The 17,276-nt window shown below is 51.5% G+C and carries 11 protein-coding genes; 4 read left to right on the top strand and 7 right to left on the bottom strand.

Translation table 11 applies throughout. The features are described 5' to 3' along the window. Window positions 1-11 precede the first annotated feature (11 nt). The gene (locus ACJJIC_RS05720; protein WP_445356590.1) at window positions 12-1,478 is read left to right on the top strand and encodes a protein adenylyltransferase SelO; all 1,467 of its coding nucleotides are present in this window, start codon (window positions 12-14) and stop codon (window positions 1,476-1,478) included. Between the two features lie 161 nt (window positions 1,479-1,639). Further along, window positions 1,640-2,062 carry a DUF2147 domain-containing protein gene (locus tag ACJJIC_RS05715; protein ID WP_445356589.1) on the top strand — a complete coding sequence of 141 codons (423 nt, stop codon included), beginning with the start codon at window positions 1,640-1,642 and terminating at the stop codon, window positions 2,060-2,062. Between the two features lie 116 nt (window positions 2,063-2,178). Here ACJJIC_RS05715 and ACJJIC_RS05710 read toward each other — a convergent pair whose 3' ends face one another. The 5 genes from ACJJIC_RS05710 to ACJJIC_RS05690 all read right to left on the bottom strand — a co-directional run bounded on the left by ACJJIC_RS05710 (window position 2,179) and on the right by ACJJIC_RS05690 (window position 7,634). Beyond that, window positions 2,179-3,258, bottom strand: coding sequence for an HlyD family secretion protein (locus ACJJIC_RS05710; protein ID WP_445356588.1), 1,080 nt, complete (start codon window positions 3,256-3,258; stop codon window positions 2,179-2,181). Next, complete coding sequence (locus tag ACJJIC_RS05705) at window positions 3,251-3,580, bottom strand: MarR family winged helix-turn-helix transcriptional regulator (RefSeq protein WP_444887280.1); 330 nt, start codon at window positions 3,578-3,580, stop codon at window positions 3,251-3,253. The genes ACJJIC_RS05710 and ACJJIC_RS05705 overlap by 8 nt, the downstream gene beginning before the upstream one ends. 271 nt (window positions 3,581-3,851) lie before the next feature. Beyond that, window positions 3,852-6,101 (bottom strand): DNA topoisomerase IV subunit A, encoded by a 2,250-nt coding sequence (gene parC, locus ACJJIC_RS05700; RefSeq protein WP_445356587.1) that lies wholly within the window; start codon window positions 6,099-6,101, stop codon window positions 3,852-3,854. A gap of 680 nt (window positions 6,102-6,781) precedes the next feature. Then, window positions 6,782-7,399 (bottom strand): Fic/DOC family protein, encoded by a 618-nt coding sequence (locus tag ACJJIC_RS05695; protein WP_444910589.1) that lies wholly within the window; start codon window positions 7,397-7,399, stop codon window positions 6,782-6,784. Window positions 7,400-7,433: 34 nt separating this feature from the next. Next, window positions 7,434-7,634 carry an antitoxin VbhA family protein gene (locus ACJJIC_RS05690; protein WP_252083422.1) on the bottom strand — a complete coding sequence of 67 codons (201 nt, stop codon included), beginning with the start codon at window positions 7,632-7,634 and terminating at the stop codon, window positions 7,434-7,436. 1,154 nt (window positions 7,635-8,788) lie between these two features. On the opposite strand from ACJJIC_RS05690, the gene ACJJIC_RS05685 reads away from it, so the two are divergent. Both ACJJIC_RS05685 and ACJJIC_RS05680 read left to right on the top strand, forming a co-directional pair. Further along, complete coding sequence (locus ACJJIC_RS05685; RefSeq protein WP_445356586.1) at window positions 8,789-9,394, top strand: ABC transporter ATP-binding protein; 606 nt, start codon at window positions 8,789-8,791, stop codon at window positions 9,392-9,394. After that, window positions 9,391-10,188: an ABC transporter permease gene (locus ACJJIC_RS05680; protein ID WP_444887283.1), complete on the top strand. Its 798-nt coding sequence runs from the start codon at window positions 9,391-9,393 to the stop codon at window positions 10,186-10,188. The genes ACJJIC_RS05685 and ACJJIC_RS05680 overlap by 4 nt, the downstream gene beginning before the upstream one ends. Before the next feature lie 170 nt (window positions 10,189-10,358). Here ACJJIC_RS05680 and ACJJIC_RS05675 read toward each other — a convergent pair whose 3' ends face one another. Beyond that, complete coding sequence (locus tag ACJJIC_RS05675) at window positions 10,359-10,706, bottom strand: hypothetical protein (protein ID WP_445356585.1); 348 nt, start codon at window positions 10,704-10,706, stop codon at window positions 10,359-10,361. Further along, on the bottom strand, window positions 10,703-17,104 hold the full coding sequence (locus tag ACJJIC_RS05670) for a polymorphic toxin-type HINT domain-containing protein (RefSeq protein WP_445356584.1): 6,402 nt from the start codon (window positions 17,102-17,104) through the stop codon (window positions 10,703-10,705). Before ACJJIC_RS05670 ends, ACJJIC_RS05675 begins: the two co-directional genes overlap by 4 nt. Window positions 17,105-17,276: the final 172 nt, after the last annotated feature.

The following is a 17,276-nucleotide window of genomic DNA, read 5'->3' as shown; positions in this document are numbered from 1 at the left end:
ACCCAAAATCTATGAAACTCAGCGAAGTTACCCTCAGCCACCGCTACGCCGATATGGGCGATGCCTTTGGCCGCCGCATCAACCCCACTCCCTTCAAGCATCCACAGCTTATCGATACCAATCCCGCTGTGCTGCAGCTGCTGGGTATCAATGCCGCTGAGGCGAGTAATCCCGACTGGGCCCAACTGGGGTGTGGTGCCAAATTGTTTCACGGCAGCCGACCCTTTGCCATGAAGTACACAGGCCATCAGTTCGGCGTCTACAACCCGGATCTGGGCGACGGCCGCGCCCTGCTGTTGGGGGAAGTTGAACACCAGGGCAAAAGCTGGGAATTACACCTGAAAGGTGCCGGCCAAACCCCCTATTCCCGCTTTGGCGACGGCCGCGCAGTATTGCGCTCCACCATTCGCGAATATCTCGCCGGCGAAGCCCTGAGTGGCCTGGGCATCCGCTCTACCCGCGCGCTGAGTATCGTCGGTAGTGACGAGCCGGTAACCCGTGAGCAAATTGAAAAGGGCGCCATGCTGATCCGCGTGGCCGAAAGCCATGTACGCTTCGGTCACTTCGAATACCTGTTTTACACCAAGCAGCTGCAAGCCCAACAACAACTTATCGGCGAGATCTGCCGGCGTTTTCTCCCCGACTCCCAAGAACTCAGTATCGGTGAACAGGTAGAGGCCATGCTGCGCTTTACCACCAGACGCAGTGCTGAACTGGTGGCGGGCTGGCAGGCGGTGGGTTTCGCCCACGGCGTACTGAATACCGACAATATGTCGATTATCGGCGACACCTTCGACTACGGCCCCTATGCCTTTCTCGATGACTACGACCCCACCTTTATCTGCAACCATTCGGACCATACCGGCCGCTACGCCTTCGAGCAGCAGCCCGGTGTGGTGCTTTGGAACCTGAATGCCCTGGCCCACGCTCTCTCCGGCTTTGTCAGTGTGGAGGCACTGCGAGACTGCCTGGAGCAGTTCCAACCCCAGGTGACCGATGCCTTTGCTGCGAGGATGCGCGCCAAGTTGGGGCTCACCACCGAGGAGGAGGGCGATCAGGCACTCTGCGCAGACCTACTGCAGTTGTTACAACAGGGGGAGGCAGACTATACCCTCTTCTTCCGCGCCCTATCCCACTACCGTGGAGAGCGTCCCGCCCAAGGACTTCAGGAATGTCTCGCCGAGGCTCAGCACAGCGCCCTCGAGCAGTGGCTGGGGCACTACGATCGGCGCCTGGCGCGTGAGCACAGTGATTCCTGCGCCCGCAACCGAGCGATGCTGGCGACAAACCCCAAATACCTACTGCGCAACTACTTGGCGCAGAAGGTTATCGAAGCCGCCGAAACCGGTGATTACCAACCCTTGCGTACCCTGCGCCAGCTACTGCAGAGCCCATTCGACGAACATCCTCAGCACGAAGTCTGGGCCAGTGCCCCTCCGGAATCCGGCAAGCGTATCCCGTTGAGCTGTAGCTCTTAATAGGGCCAAATTGGTACAACTTGCGAACAAATTGCTGGTATTTGCGGTCAAATAGCGTATGTATGCGGTTATTTTTTTACCCGATGATGACTTATGCGGTGTCGCTGCAAGTGACTTGCTGTAAGATCTGGGTCACCCACTGAATAGAGGAAAACCTACAGATGATCAGAAACCTGCTCCTGGCCACATTCGGCCTGTTGTTCGCCCTGCAGGCCAATGCCGCAGATGTTGTAGGCAAGTGGCGCACTATTGATGACGAATCCGGCAAGCCCAGATCCATCGTGGAAATTTATGAAAAGGACGGTAAGTACTTCGGCAAGATCGTTCAGCTATTGCTGAAGTCCAATGACACCATTTGTGAGAACTGCCCAGGTGACCTAAAGGGCAAGCCTCTTGTAGGAATGGACGTGATCACCAATATGGTGCAGAAAGGCAAGAAATACGAAGGCGGGGAAATTATGGACCCGGTGAAAGGCAAGGTGTACGACTGCAAGCTCTGGCTGGAAAACGACAACACCCTGAAAGTGCGTGGGTACCTCGGTTTTCTCTACCGCACCCAGACCTGGCACAGAGTCGAAGAGTAAATTACAGGGCCCGCATTGCGGGCCTTTTTTTGGCCGGTTGCCACTGGTTAGCCAGATTCTAACAGCCAAACCGACCGCTCCAACGCACAGCGCAAATCCCAGCCACTGAAGTGCTTCTAGAGAACCACCCTGCCACTCTCATCGGTAGAGGCGCGTGCGGATACTACCTTGGCATCCTCACTGGTATCGATACGCACTTTAGCGCTCATACCCGCACGGAGCGGCGGCGCATCCTTGAGGGGGTAGAGGCGCAAGCGCACCGGTACCCGCTGTACCACCTTGTGCCATTCACCGCTGGCATTCTGCGGCGGAGTCGGTGAAAACTCACTACCACTGGCCGGACTCATGCTGTCCACCTGGGCCTGCCATTCAAAGTCCGGGTAGGCATCGAGGGTCACCTCCGCCTGCTGGCCCGTGCGCACCCTAGCCAGTTCGGTTTCTTTAAGGTTGGCCTCTACCCACAGGCCGCTGGTGCCCACCATATACAGAAGGCTCTCGCCGACGGTGGCCATCTCTCCGACTTGTGGCAGGGTATTGGCGATCACGCCATCCATAGGTGCAATAATGCGGGTACGCGACAGTTGATAATTGGCCTTGTCCAACTGCGCCTGGGCCACCTTGAGGTCGGCCTGCTCTTCCAGGGCCACACTGGGGTCGCCACCCAGCTCTGCACGCAGGCTGGAGAGCTTTTCCGCATTGATGGTGATCTGCGCGCGGGCCCGCTCCAGCTGCTGGCGGGCGCTATCCAACTCCGCTTCAGAGAAGGCTACCTTGCCCAGTTTTTCATTGCGCTCCAGTTGGCGCCGGTAGAAATCTGCATCTTTGCGCGCTTGCTGCAGGGCGGCATCCGCCTCGGCATATTCGGCGCGGCGCGCCAGCAGATCATTGCGCACCTGAGCCAGGCGCGCCTCAGCTTCGGTCACCGCCAGCTCATAAGCCGTGCGGTCAATTTGAATCAACAACTGGCCCTTAAAAACCGGCTCATTGGCACTGACCAACACCTTGGTCACCACACCATGTACTTCTGGTGCCAGGGAAACTTTATCCGCCTTTACATAGGCGTTTTGCGTCTCGACGATATCGCCGCCACCATACAGGCTCCAGCCGGCCACCAGGGCGACAAACGCCAATCCCAGGGCGGCCCCCAGCTTGCGCATCGCACTCGGCTTTAGCTTCAGGTGCAGCTTGTCAGTCACATTCAATCTCTTCGCCTATCAGATTCTTGCGCAGCCGCCCGAGCAGCGTCTGCAGTTGTCCTATTTCCGCCGCAGTAAAGCCATCCAGGGCATGACTGCGGGTCTCCTCCGCCAGGTCTCCCAGCAGCGCCATGGCCGGCTGTGCCCGATCGGTGGGATAAATCCTAAAACAGCGCCGATCCTGTGGATCGGGCCGTCGCTCCACCAGCCCTTCGTCCTGCAACTTGTCGAGCAGGCGCGCCAGGCTGATCGGTGCCATCTCCAGGCGTCCCGCCAGTGCAGTTTGCTTCAGTCCCTGCTCCCGCGTCAGATGCCAGAGCACCTGCCAGCGGGCATCGCTGAGGCCGTGATCCCGTGCGCGGCGGTCAAAGTTACGCCGCAGCAGGCGTGCCGCGCTGTGCAACGCAAAGCTCATCTCGGTTGCGCTGTCTTTTCCGGACCCGCCCATCCCTGACATAGTCTCACCCCTTTTTTGAGGGCGCTCATTATAAGCCTGCTTATTATTTCATCAATGCGCGGCTTATCAATACTAAAAACTGACAATAAAAAAGCGGTCGTAATGACCGCTTTTACCGTGCCACATCAGTAAAGGCTTATTTTTCCAGCACCTCGATGCTATCGACCTTCTGAAAGCCCCGTGGCAGCTTATTGCCCCGTCGGCCGCGCTCACCGCGGTAGTGCTCCATTTCCGAGATCTTGATCTTGGTATGGCGCTTACCGGCATGCACGACCAGTTGGTTTTTACCCTCCAACACGGCGATTCCCACCACCACTTCCTCGCGGCTGGCAGCCCGCGCGGCAGTGATATTGATAATCTTATTGCCCTTGCCTTTCGATAATTCCGGCAGCTCTGTGACGGGGAATACCAGCATGCGACCCTCAGAGGTTACCGCCGCCAACAGTGCCTCTTCGGGACTGTCTAACAACTGCGGCGGCAAGACCTGGGCACCTTTGGGCAGGGTCAGCATGGCTTTGCCCGACTTGTTGCGCGACTGCAGGTCGGAGAGTTTTGCGATAAAGCCATAGCCCGCATCGGAGGCCAACAGAACCCGCTGGTCGTCCGGCCCCATGAGCAGCCCCTCAAAGGTGGCACCGGAGGGCGGGTTAATACGGCCACTCAACGGCTCGCCCTGGCCCCGCGCCGATGGCAGGGTATGGGACGCGATGGAATAACTGCGCCCAGTGCTGTCGAGCAACAGCGCCGGCTGGTTACTCTTGCCGCGTGCGGCAAAACCGAGATTGTCGCCAGCCTTATAGCTCAGTGCCGCCGCATCGATCTCATGGCCCTTGGCGGCACGAATCCAGCCTTTCTCAGAAACCACCACGGTGATGGGGTCGGAAGACAGCAGCTCCGATTCGCTAAATGCCTTGGCTTCCTCGCGGGCTACAATGGGCGAACGGCGCTCATCACCGAACTCCTTGGCCGCAGCCAGCAATTCTTTCTTGATCAGGGTCTTGAGGCGGCGCTCGCTGTCCAGGGTCTTAGTCAGGGTATCGCGCTCTTTCTCAAGCTCTGCCTGCTCACCGCGGATTTTCATCTCTTCCAGTCGCGCCAACTGGCGCAGCTTGGTATCGAGGATGTAATCCGCCTGGATATCCGTCAGCTCGAAGCGATCCATCAGCTCCTGCTTGGGCTCGTCGCTGGTACGGATAATCTCGATCACTTCATCGATATTGAGGAAGGCTACCAACAAGCCGGCCAACAGGTGCAGGCGCTTCTCTACTTTGTCCAGGCGGAACTGCAAGCGGCGGCGCGTGGTAGTGGCGCGGAAGGTTAACCACTCGCGCAGGATCTTATCGAGGGACTTCACCTGCGGGCGGCCATCAATACCGATCATATTCATATTGACCCGGTAGTTGCGCTCCAGGTCGGTGGTAGCGAACAGGTGATTCATCACCGACTCCATCTCCACCCGGTTGGACTTGGGCACAATCACCAGGCGGGTGGGATTTTCGTGATCCGACTCATCGCGCAGGTCGCTCACCATCGGCAGCTTCTTCGCCTGCATCTGCTGAGCAATCTGCTCCAGCACCTTGGCGCCACTCACCTGGTGGGGTAGCGCGGTAATCACAATATCGCCGTCTTCCTTACTCCACAGGGCGCGCATTTTGATAGAGCCGCGACCACTGGTGTAAATCTTACGAATGTCTTCGCGCGGGGTAATAATCTCCGCCTCAGTGGGCATATCCGGACCGAGAATATGCTCACACAGCTCTTCCACTGTGGCCTTGGGGTTCTCCAGCAGTGCCACCGTCGCGTTGACCACTTCGCGCAAATTGTGCGGTGGAATATCGGTGGCCATACCCACGGCAATACCGGTGGTACCGTTTAACAGGATATTCGGCACCCGCGCCGGCAACACACAGGGCTCATCCATGGTGCCATCAAAGTTTGGCTGCCAATCCACCGTGCCCTGGCCCAGTTCCGACAGCAGCACTTCCGAATATTTGCCCATGCGCGACTCGGTGTAACGCATAGCCGCGAAAGACTTGGGATCATCCGGCGAGCCCCAGTTACCCTGGCCATCAATCAGCGGGTAACGGTAGCTGAACGGCTGTGCCATCAATACCATCGCCTCATACACGGCGCTATCGCCGTGGGGATGGTACTTACCGATTACATCGCCGACCGTGCGCGCGGACTTCTTATACTTGGCGGTATTCTTCAGGCCCAGCTCGCTCATGGCGTAGACAATACGCCGCTGCACCGGTTTCAGGCCGTCACCAATATTCGGCAGGGCGCGATCCAGGATCACATACATGGAGTAATCCAGGTACGCCTTCTCGGTGTACTCCTTTAACGGCAGGCGCTCTGTGGCCTCATAGACAGAGGTGTCGGTCATACAGCACTCGTTATTCGATTCGGAAGGAGCGGATTATGGCGGACTGGAGCGGGAGGTTCAAAGGGGGTTAAGTTACTATTGCTAGGCCAATATCTCTAGATTGGGAAGAACCTCGACATCAGTAAGCTTGAAAGCAAAAATTATTTCACCCGGCTACCCGACTATAGACTGCTGCAACTTGCATCTACTGGGGTTGCCAGACCCAAGCCTGAACCTGGTTAGCTGTCCACAGCAAAACTTATAAGAAGTAGATCAAGCTTATTAGCTCTGAAACACTTTCATCTCTGGCAAAAGCTTCTACTTACAAGCTTAAAGCCTTTTAACTATCCTTAAATCGCTGATTATGAATTTTTTACAAAGTAAATTTTTTCTTGTTTTAAAGCAACGACTACTATCTTTTATATGCCGAGTAAACGGCATCAAGATCTTCAAAAAACTTCATACTTGGCAAAGCAATCCTGATTACCTACTTTTCACTCAACTCTTGATTACATATATACCGTAGGGAGCTCTAAAAAATGAGGCTTTTGTTTAGAGCTCCCTAAAAGCAGAGTGAACGCTCGGCGAACTTGATTGAAAGGGTAAGGTGTGAAGAGCAACGAACCCCTTCATCATGCTGGACTATTTGAAGAGCCTGCTAGAACCGCCAAGCTTGCTTTTCTACGAGCCGCTCGTCTTCACTACCAAACTTTTCTAACGACATTCAGCCCGATCAGTCTAGAAAGCTCTTTAGCTTCGGGGTCTACCGACCTTGCCGCTCGACTAGCATCAGCCATGGCTTGCCCACTTATCGCGGACCACTCCACAAAGTAACCGTTCTGACTGGCCAACTGATCTATAAATACCCGCTGCGAACGCCCATTGCCCTCACGAAAAGCATGGATCTTGTTGATCCAACCTAAATAGAAACCCGCTCTCTGTCCAAATGCTCTTGGATCGAGGCCCTGCAGATATCCTTCAGAGGCCAGCTGTTGGAAGCACTTGCTGCTCTCTTTCTCAATCAAGCTATAAGGGAGGAAAAGCTTATTACCTTTACTAATCTCTACTTTTCTTGTTTTCCCCGCGAATGGGTACACATGTCGAAATAAGCGTCGATGGATCTCACATAGATGTACAAGATCAAAGGTGGGAGTCACGGGAGAGGCTATCAGATCTGCCAATGTGCGCTGAGTGATCACCCTTTCCGCTTCGTTAAGAGATGATGTATCAGTAAATCCTAACAAGTTCTTTAGGCATTCTGAATTGTGCAACAAGTACGGATCGTACTCAGAAATATCATACTGGGCGTAGGCATCCATGTCTAAAACTCTAATGGTCTAAAAGCTAATAAATTTATTCTTTCGTTTTGGTATTTTGGGCTTTGAAGGCATCCACTATTTTCTGAATATCTTCTTCCGCATCAACTTTTCCAGAAATGATATCTCTCATCCGCTCTTCCTCTTCAGGAGTCACCTTGAGGCCTTCTATTCGGCATGAACCCGCAGCCTGAGCAGCGAGGAATTCAGCGGTGATGCGCTTATCCTGCGTTTTCATAAAATCCTCCCGTATTCTGGGGAAATACTGTTTTGGTCGTTCAATCTATTGTAAGGCTTACCTAGGATCTCTGCCCTTTCCTATCTATCAGGTGGTTTTAAGATATATTTTATGATGACTAACACTCATTGCGCCACTATCAAATCCTAGACTAACTGGTTCTCAGGTAAGTCTTCATAAAGCATTGAGCCCCAAAGTCTCATCAGTAGTTTCCCACTTAGTCCATATCTAACCGCGGCCTAACTGCCTTATCAGTCAATCTCCCTTTACCCAACTAGCCATATACGCTGGATATGCTATCCAGTAGCACATTATATCCCTCTTTTCTTCCACCTAAGAACCCGTCTTGTGTCAACCCATTTCACTGATTCTAAGATTAACCTCAAATTGGCATATCACACTTGACTTAACTGAAAAGACAGTCGAAAGATTGATACATCCAAGCGTTTAGAAGAAACTTATTTCTTGACCTAGAGAAGCAACCAGCTAGGTAAAAAAAACAATTAAATTAACTCATATTTATAGTTACATTAGGTAAATAAAAAGCAAAAACCTACACAAGCATGCATCAGGATCTTCTCACCAACACTAATTCAACATACTCACCGGACTCAACAATATTCAATTTGACACTTCCTTTTTCACCTTTAAAACAAAGCAACAATTAAATTATTTAGCAACAAAAAGCTTCTTCTACCAAAAACAAACAGGATTATAAAATTTACCTTCAAAATTTTTCCAAGCACCCTCAACCAATCACTTACATAAATATTTTCAAAGCAGCACTAGATTCAGCCACTTTTTATAGGCAGACCCAGCACAATATCCTACGGAGAGATCTTCACCTAACACTTTTTCGAGCTTGCTATTCTTCTTCAGAGTTCATACATACCAAAAGAAGATAGGCCCCCAGTGAGGCTCATACCCCCCTATCAACCCATTCTAAAATCACATTAACAACTGACACAGATAACAGCCACTAAAAATATTAGCATGAAAAATTTAACCAATTAATATGACATTTAGCTTCCGAATTATTTCATCAGGAAAATTAATATCCAGGTTATAATATCGAAGCAAGTTCATTTATAGAGAACAGGTGCAGCCCTTAAGAAGCCTAGAAACCCAATAAATAGAAGTAAGCAGCAAGAGTCATGTCTAAACTACATATAGAAAATCTGAGTAACGATTTACTTCAGAAAGTAGATCTAGCTATAGCACCAGGCGAAGTTGTTTGCTTATCTGGCCCCTCAGGATCTGGTAAAAGCCGCTTACTACGTGCCATCGCCGATGTCGATCCTCACAACGGCCAGATCTCTCTTGGCAATAATTTACAAGAGGCTATGTCTGGTCACCAGTGGCGCCGCCAGGTTATGTTGGTACCGGCACAAAGTGCCTGGTGGTACGAGACAGTGGGCGAACACTTTAATCAGCCGATGGGGCAAGCGTTAAAAATATTGGGATTTCCCGATGAGGCAACAGAGTGGCAGGTAAGCCGGCTCTCTTCCGGGGAGAAACAGCGCTTGGCACTTATTCGTGCGCTTTCCTACACTCCACAGGCACTTTTACTGGATGAGCCTACTGCCAATCTGGATGCCGATACTGCGCGTAAAGTAGAAACATGGCTTATGGATGAAATCAGCAAGCACCAATACCCCGTCATCTGGGTGGCGCATAATAGAGAGCAAATCCAAGGAGTGGCCAGCAGGCATATTGAAATTCAAGGCAGCTGTCTTGTGGAGCGGGAACTATCTAAATGAATATGATCGATCTTTCCTGGTGGCAGTTATCACTGGCTGCGGGGTTGGTAGTCGCCCTGGCAATTTGCACCCATATTGCCCGATTACAGCTCGGTAAACCGCTGATTATTGCGGCGGTGCGCACAGCGATACAGCTGGCGCTTGTCGGAGTCATACTGGAAGCGCTATTCGCCGTAGGCACCCTGTTATGGGTCAGCCTGTTAGGGCTCGCGATGTTACTGTTTGCCGGGCAACAAGTCGTCTCACGGCAAAAATATCGTCTCCGCGGAGGCTGGAGTTTTGCCATTGGCACTTTATCCATGCTGGTTTCCGCATTTAGCGTCACAATACTGAGTCTAGTGGTGCTAATCGGCCCCCAGCCCTGGTACCAACCGCAATACTCTATTCCATTATTAGGCATGCTACTGGGAAACACCATGACCGGCGTTGCCCTAGGCCTAGACCGGCTGACAGAAAGTATGCGGCGTTCACAGGATATTATTGAAAATCGTCTAATGCTGGGCGAAACCTGGCGGCAAGCCAGTATTGAATTTCGCCGGGATGCCATGCGCGCGGGGTTGATGCCAACGATCAATATGATGGCTGCAGCCGGTATTGTCTTTCTACCCGGTATGATGACCGGGCAGATACTAGCCGGTACCGCGCCTACTATTGCGGTTAAATATCAGATTTTGATTATGTTTACGATTGCTGCGGGTACTGGGTTTGGTACTTTTGTGGCGGTTGCGCTATGTTCGAAGCGTTTGTTTGATGAGCGCGAGAGATTATGTATACAAAGGCTATATGGAAATTAAATTATTTTAATTTCATAAAATAAAAAAGAACGTTTTAACCATTGCAACCAACCCCAAAGAAAAAGTCCCGTAAAAACTAAAAACCTCTAACAATTGATAATATTAAAGCCCCGAAAGACGTATCTACCGGGGCCCTTTTCAACGAATCAAACCTTAAAACTGCTCCTTAGTCAGCCTATAAAATCATCAATAGATTCAAGATTTTCATCAAACATAAGCGTATAAGAACACAACATATCCTTATCATGATCTTCATCAAACGCGTAAACATAAACCATCACATAGATGTGAAAATCTGAAGCCTGATCAAAGTAGAATAAATCTTCGATCTCAAAATTTTTTGAATATGAAATCCTTGCCAACTCTGTTTTAACTTCAGACACAGCATATTCATTAAATATCTCCCTATATTTATCAACATCCTCATTGTTAAGCCTTTTCGCAATATCCATAAGCGCATCATGTGCCTCTTGATACAAATCGGCTTCGTTTAGTAATTTCTCTTTAAAATTTATCATTTTGCCTTGTGCGTCCCAACCTTAACCCACTCAAAAGTGCCATCTTTCTGCTTATTACCATAGACCCTTACATCACCATACTTCTGCGATAAGAATTTTACCTCATGGGTCCACTTCCCGCCCTTGTATTTCTTTATCCCTTCTTGCCCTTTACCACCAACTAAACCTTTTTCAAGAGATTTTTTAAAAGCTTTTTCTAGCTCAGGATCCTTCTTGAAAGCCTTCTGTACTTTTTTACTTAGAATATGGCCACAATCATTATGAACCCAGGCTCCTGCCTCACCAACAAAATAGGTATGGTAATCAGCAACCTCAAAGTTGTAAGTGTCATACAGTTGCTTCTCAGCTACGATTGACTTAACACTCAGCTGACTACCATTAATGCTTGCTATTTCATAACCATCCTGAAGCTCTTCAGCTTTTATCCATCCTAATCCCTCAACCCAGAATGGATGATCTCCCGTAACACCAAATAACTCTTCTTCACCTTTATGGTCAATCAAAGTTACACTCAAAATCTCTTTATCATAATTACGGAACAACTCAACGACAGGTTTCCAAGTTATTTCCCCGGTAAGGTCATCTTTTGACGCAACCAGATCTCCAACTTTTATTTTTTCAATAGGTTTCAAACCATCTTGTGTATGGACAAGTGTTCCTTCTACAAAACAAAGTTTTCCTGCGGTCTTTGAAATCTTTAAAGCACGTGCAGCCAAATCTCCAGCTATAGGTACCAATCCAATACCAGCAGCCAATATATTTGTTGCCGTAGGATCGGCTACTGCTTCAGCAATTCCTTTTATATCTCCAATAACAGGAATAAAGTCAATATTTTGCTCGTGTGCCCTAATGCCTTCTCTATATTCCTGCTTGGTTATCTGGTCATTTGCCAGCATTTCAACCATAGCATCCTGTTGTATAGCAAAGAGTGTCTCTCTACCATCTGGGTCAACATAATTGATGGGATTATTACGAACATAGCGGTAAGGCCCCCAACGCTGTGGATCGATAAAACGCTTAGCATTATTAAGCAAAGGATCCGGGCTAATAAAAGTACCAAAGTCAGACTGCAGGTAGCGTCGTTCGAAGTAACCTAACCCCGTAGATTCATCCAGCTCTTTACCCGCATAGCGGTAAGGTGCTGCGGTACTATCGCCGAAGATATTTTCCAGCTCGCCGTAAGACTTATAGGTAAAGGCATTAACAATCTTGCCAGCCTTATCCAGAGTCAGGTCGGTAGAACCTATATGGGTATGCAGGTAATACTCAGTCGGCGTGAACACTTCTCCACTCTGGTCACTGCGGGCAATACGTTTCTGACCAACACTGATGTACTTCAGTAATTTGCCATCACGTACTTCACTATCTCCGTCGATATACAGGGTGACGCTGCGAGCTCCGCCTGCACGTTCGGTGATTTTAAAGCGGCGCTGGTGTTTAAAGTCATAACCGTACTGGTCAGCGGCTTGCTGATTACCGGCGTAAGTCAGGCGCTGGTCGTGGTCCCAGTGATAGGCCTGGTCGCCGGCTTGCGTACGATTACCGTTGTCATCGTATTCAATCAGGCCTTCAGCCCAGCTCAACGCTTGGGGTCCGGGCGGGCTGCCACGGCTGCTGCGGTTGGAGGCGCCAGTGTTGCTATTGTCATTGCTACCGCCGTAACGCAGATCTGTAATCTGGGTATTCCCAGCGGTGGCCATATCTGCCAGGTCGACGCTCGCGCGACCCACTTGCAACAGGTTGCCAATTTTGTCGTAGCTGTAATAAACCTGCTCGATATCATCGGCAACACCGGTCAGGCGATAAACATCGTCGTAGCTGTAGACAATATTTTTTGCCAGGGAGGCTGCCTGGGCACTGGTTGCGCCGAGTTCGGCAGCCATTGCGGCGAGAGCGTCGCTGGGGCGTTTGTCGTCGATACCGAGTACATTGGAGACGGCATCAAAACGGTAATCCCACTGTTGCAGTGGCAGGGCGTCCCCGCTGCGCTGGGTGCGCAAGCCAGCCAGTCGCTGGCGCTCGTCAAAGCCCCAATCAGTTTCAACACCATTGGCCAGCCCTTGGTGCTGCAAAACCCCATTGGCGGTATAGTCCAGGCGTTCCACCACTCCCGGGATGCGCTCGAGCAGGCCGCGGGTGTTGTATTCGAAGTTCACCCGGCTATTGTCGGGGTAGAACTGCTGTGTCATACGCCCGGCACTGTCATAGGCGAAGCGCGTGGTGTAGAGGGGGCTGTCAATTTGCGGGCCGGTAATCTTGCGCTGGCGCTGTACCACTCGGCCGCGTGCGTCATAACTCCATTGCTCGAAGCCGGCTTGGTCGGTCACTTTAGCCAGGCGCCCAAGCAGGAAGGCACCGCCCTCTTCGCCGCGCTGGTCGTACTGGTAGCTGACTACCGGTGAAGTAGAGCCCAGCTGCAAGCCCGGTTGCCAATTTGCGCCGCTGGGAGCTTCTCCTCGCGGCGATAATTGATACTCGGCAAAGAGACGGTTGGCGCCGTCGTAGCGATAGTGCCGCTCCTGCCCCAGGGCATCGCGGGTGGCCAGCAGGTTGCCGGCATCGTCAAAGTACTGCCAGCGCTGTCCGCGGTTGGGGTCGTCCAAGAAGCGCATGCGCCCCAGGTCGTCGTAGTGCATGGTGCGCACATTATTTTGTGCATCCTGCAGGCGGGTAAAATTACCATTGAGGTCGTAGTCGTAATAGGTGGACCAGGTGGCACCACCGATGCCGCCCTGGGTATTGGCTCCAACAATTTCATCCACTTGCCTCAGGCGGTATTCACCCTGCGCCGTTTGCAGGCCATCAAACACCAGTTTTTTGGCGGCGCCATGGTGAACACTGTTCGCACGAGTTTGCTCTTCATCTTCCAGCACCTGTGCCATGGGCAAATAGGTGATGCGATTGAAGACACTTTCCCCACTTTGCGCGGTATAGGGCTGATAAACCTCCTGGGTACGCCCTTGGGCGTCGTAAAGATATTGTCGGTGGTGCTGACCTTTATCATTAGCGCGATAGGCGAGCCCCTGGGCAAAGTAAGGCAGTGCGGTCTGCACTACCTGGCCGCGCGCATTAAAGTTACTGTGATCGCTGACCACAACCTGTCCCGGTTGCTCGGCTTCACTGCGCACCATCAGGGTGCGGCCCAGACCGTCGTAAAAACGGCGGCTGTCGATGGTACCGCTAGCACCACTCCGCTCGCGCTGGCGAGTCTCTACCCAGCTGATACGGTGACCATCCACCATCTGCGCCAGTTGGTAATCGTACTCAACCGTGGGGAGTTGCAGGCTGTCCCCTGGCTTGGCCATGGCGGTGAGGCGTCCATGGCTGTCGTAACCATATTGGGTCTGCTGCCCGTTAAAGTCGGTGTAGTCGGTAAGTACACCGAGGCCCTTGTCGTAACCCGCACGAGCGGTGAGCCAGCGGCTGCCGGTATGCAAACCCACTTCTGTTGGGAAGGTGTGATATTGCGAGTCGTAAGTGACTTTGGTTTGGTGGCCTGTGTTGGCGTCCCACAAGGGGTCATAACTTTGAATGCGGTTGCCAAAGGCATCGTAGCGGTGGCGCTCTGCGGCAACATAGGCATCTGCACTCTCAGCATCGTGCCAGAGTCGACGCAGGGTCAGGTTGCCCTTGGAGACCGCGCCTAAATTACCAGCGGAGAAACTTTCATCATCGTAGAACCACTGCTCTTTGGCCACAGCGCGGCCCGATAGGTCGGTAACCTTGCGCTCTAGCGGTAGGTGCAGGAACCAGTGGCCCTGTGCAGAGGCGGATTCCGCACTGAAGCGCAATTGGGTAATACGCTCATCCTGCCAGTTGCCATCGGTACGGCCCAGCTCTTTGATATAAGTGGTATTGCCGTAATTATCGTAGTCATACTCCCAGGCAAGGGTCACTGGGGTACCGCTGCCTCGCTCCAGCATATGCTGCTGGCGTTCGGTCATAGCCGCAAACTCGACTTTGCGGCTTTCCTCGGCATAACCGGACAGCAGTTGGCGCAACTCCCACTGATTTTCCTCGCGCCAGAAAATTCCGCCGAGGGCATCGCGGGTTTCTATTTGTTTGATCTTGCCCTGTAGGGCTTCCTGTTCGGTGCCATCGGCTTTTTGGCCCAGATGGAATTCGTAGCGGGTTGCCAGTGTCGGGGTACTGGCATCACCCACGCGGCGCTCTTCACTGTGTGCAAAGCCCTGGAATTCTTTATCGGCAGCATCGTAGAAGCCGTCCCAGTAATCCATCTCGGTGGTTTGCTGTTCACCACCGCGGCCATCATCCACAACAACGCGCTTAAGTACCTGCATTGCCACAGGGATACCCTGCGACCAGGGGCTGTTACCCTCGCGGTCTCTCACCATCTCCTCAACAACAGAGCCGTACTCCAGGGTCGTCAATGCACCCAGGCCATTGTCGATCGTTTTTAGCTGATTCGGTTGCTCATTGGGGAATAGCTCTGCGAAATAAAAAGTATTAGCACCGCGACCGGGGCTGTACCAAACAATATCCGTAGAGCCGTTACCATTAATATCGACCAGGCGCACCTCTTCGGGAGCAACATTGCCTTGGGCCTGGATCAGTTGTGGCTGGCTAAATTGGGCTAATTGATGTTGGTTGCTGTTCAGGCCCTGGTTAAGCCAGATGGATACATGGGTTCCATTCAGATACACCAGGTCAGCGCGGCCGTCGGCATTGATATCGCTAATACGAACATTGTTGAGATCGTGTAGTGTATCGGGGCTATTGGCAAATACGACGGCAGGTGCAAAACCCTGCAAACCGCGGCTGGCAAAATAGGCAACATAGCCATTGCCAACCCCGACCAGATCCGCCATGCCATCGCCATTCATATCCCGGAGAAATACGTTGGGGTCGCCCAGTCGCATAGCCGCGGTGCCCGCTGGCATAGGTAATTGAATGGGCTGCGACCAGCCATCGGCGTGATTTAACTGAACAACATGGGATAAAACTTTACCGCTGCTGTTCACTATCGTTGCAAAGACATCAACACGTTTGTCGTTATTGATATCCAGCATATCCACATGGGGGCTATCAAGGGGGATTTGCAGCCCATCGATAGCGCCGCTGTACTGCCAACTATGATTATTATCCAGATGGAAATAATGTGTACTGCCCGAGCCATACTGCAGCATATTCACTACACCATTACCGTCGATATCGGCCCAGGTGACGGCATCATAGGAAATACGGCTGGTGGAGAAAGTATTCATTTCGCGATAGCTCTGCCATTGCGGCAAGCCATCGTCCCCTGGACCTAAATTAAGCCAGTAGACGTCTTTATTCGGTGCGGTGTTAATAACATCCGGCAGTCCGTCACGGTTAATATCCAGGAAAGCCACATCAGGATTATTCAACGGCATCTGACTCGCAGCCGGCATCTGTGACATAAACACCCGGTCCTGCTGGAAGTGGGTGTAGTCATAGCGCACTGGCGGCAGTGTTATCACCGACTCGCCCTCACCTGCACTCGAGTTAACCTCTTCCAACAATGAGAGGCTTTGCCATTCCGTTAGCGGCTGATAGGAAAATTCGTATTTACGTAAGTGGCGCCCGGCAAATTGTGTTTCCACGCGTTGCAAGCGATAAGCGGTTTTAATCTCAAAACCTGCTTTATAATTTGTTAAGACGTCAGGGCGGTCTTCATAGTGAAACTGCACCGCCATATCGCCATTCGTATTATATTGAATCCTGTCCAGATAAATCTGAACGCCATCATCCAACTTGCGATATTGATAGTCGATACGATTGCCATGGGTATCTTCTACCGCCTCTAGATACCAGGAGAATACCGATGTGCCGTTGTTGCCACTGACTCGGCTATTAGAGTTTTGCCCCAAATACCAACGCAGACCGTTGGACTGTGTTACCAGCCAACCCTTCGACAGACGCTCGTAGCGAGCAAAATCACTGGCATTTTTGGTGCGATAAACACCGTCTTCCACCAGAACTAATTCTTCGCCCAGGTGATTGATAAACGTATCAAACTCATCAAACTCATCGGTGCGACCATCGCGGTCGTTATCCTGCCGATCAGCCTGACCCCACTCTGAATAATTAGGCAGGCCCTTGTCGGTTTGACGCTTGATATAGGGAATAACCAGTTTATGCCCCAGTCCCAATAGCCCGTTGCCAAACCCGCTGTTGTATTCCAGTGATACATCCGGAGCCAGTCCATTACGCCCAGGGGGCACAGCCAAGTTCACTAGGCGCGAACTGGTGCCGGTATTTAAATTAGGGGTGAAAGCCTCACCGAGCCCGGAGATACTACCCGGACCTGTCGGCAGATTGAGAACGGGCGCTTGCAGAGCTGTATGTTCATCCGCAGCGATAACCGCCGTAGATGATGCAAGCAAGCAGCAAGACAGCAATAATTTGCGCAGCATAAGCATCCTTGTTTTAAAGAGAAGTGCTTTATAAAAAGCACATTAAAATTTTTTTTATTTATAAATAAATACTGATGAAATTCAGCACTCCTCCTATAAATAAATGAGCAATCCAGCAGCATCAATGCCACTGGATTGCCAAGAAAGTTCTCTATTTTTTAGAAATTAGACT

It is taken from the genome of Microbulbifer mixtoriginis (SeqCode) (assembly GCF_052468275.1).
The sequence above is the reverse complement of the archived record's forward strand: the minus strand, read 5'-3'. Positions and strand labels throughout refer to the sequence as shown.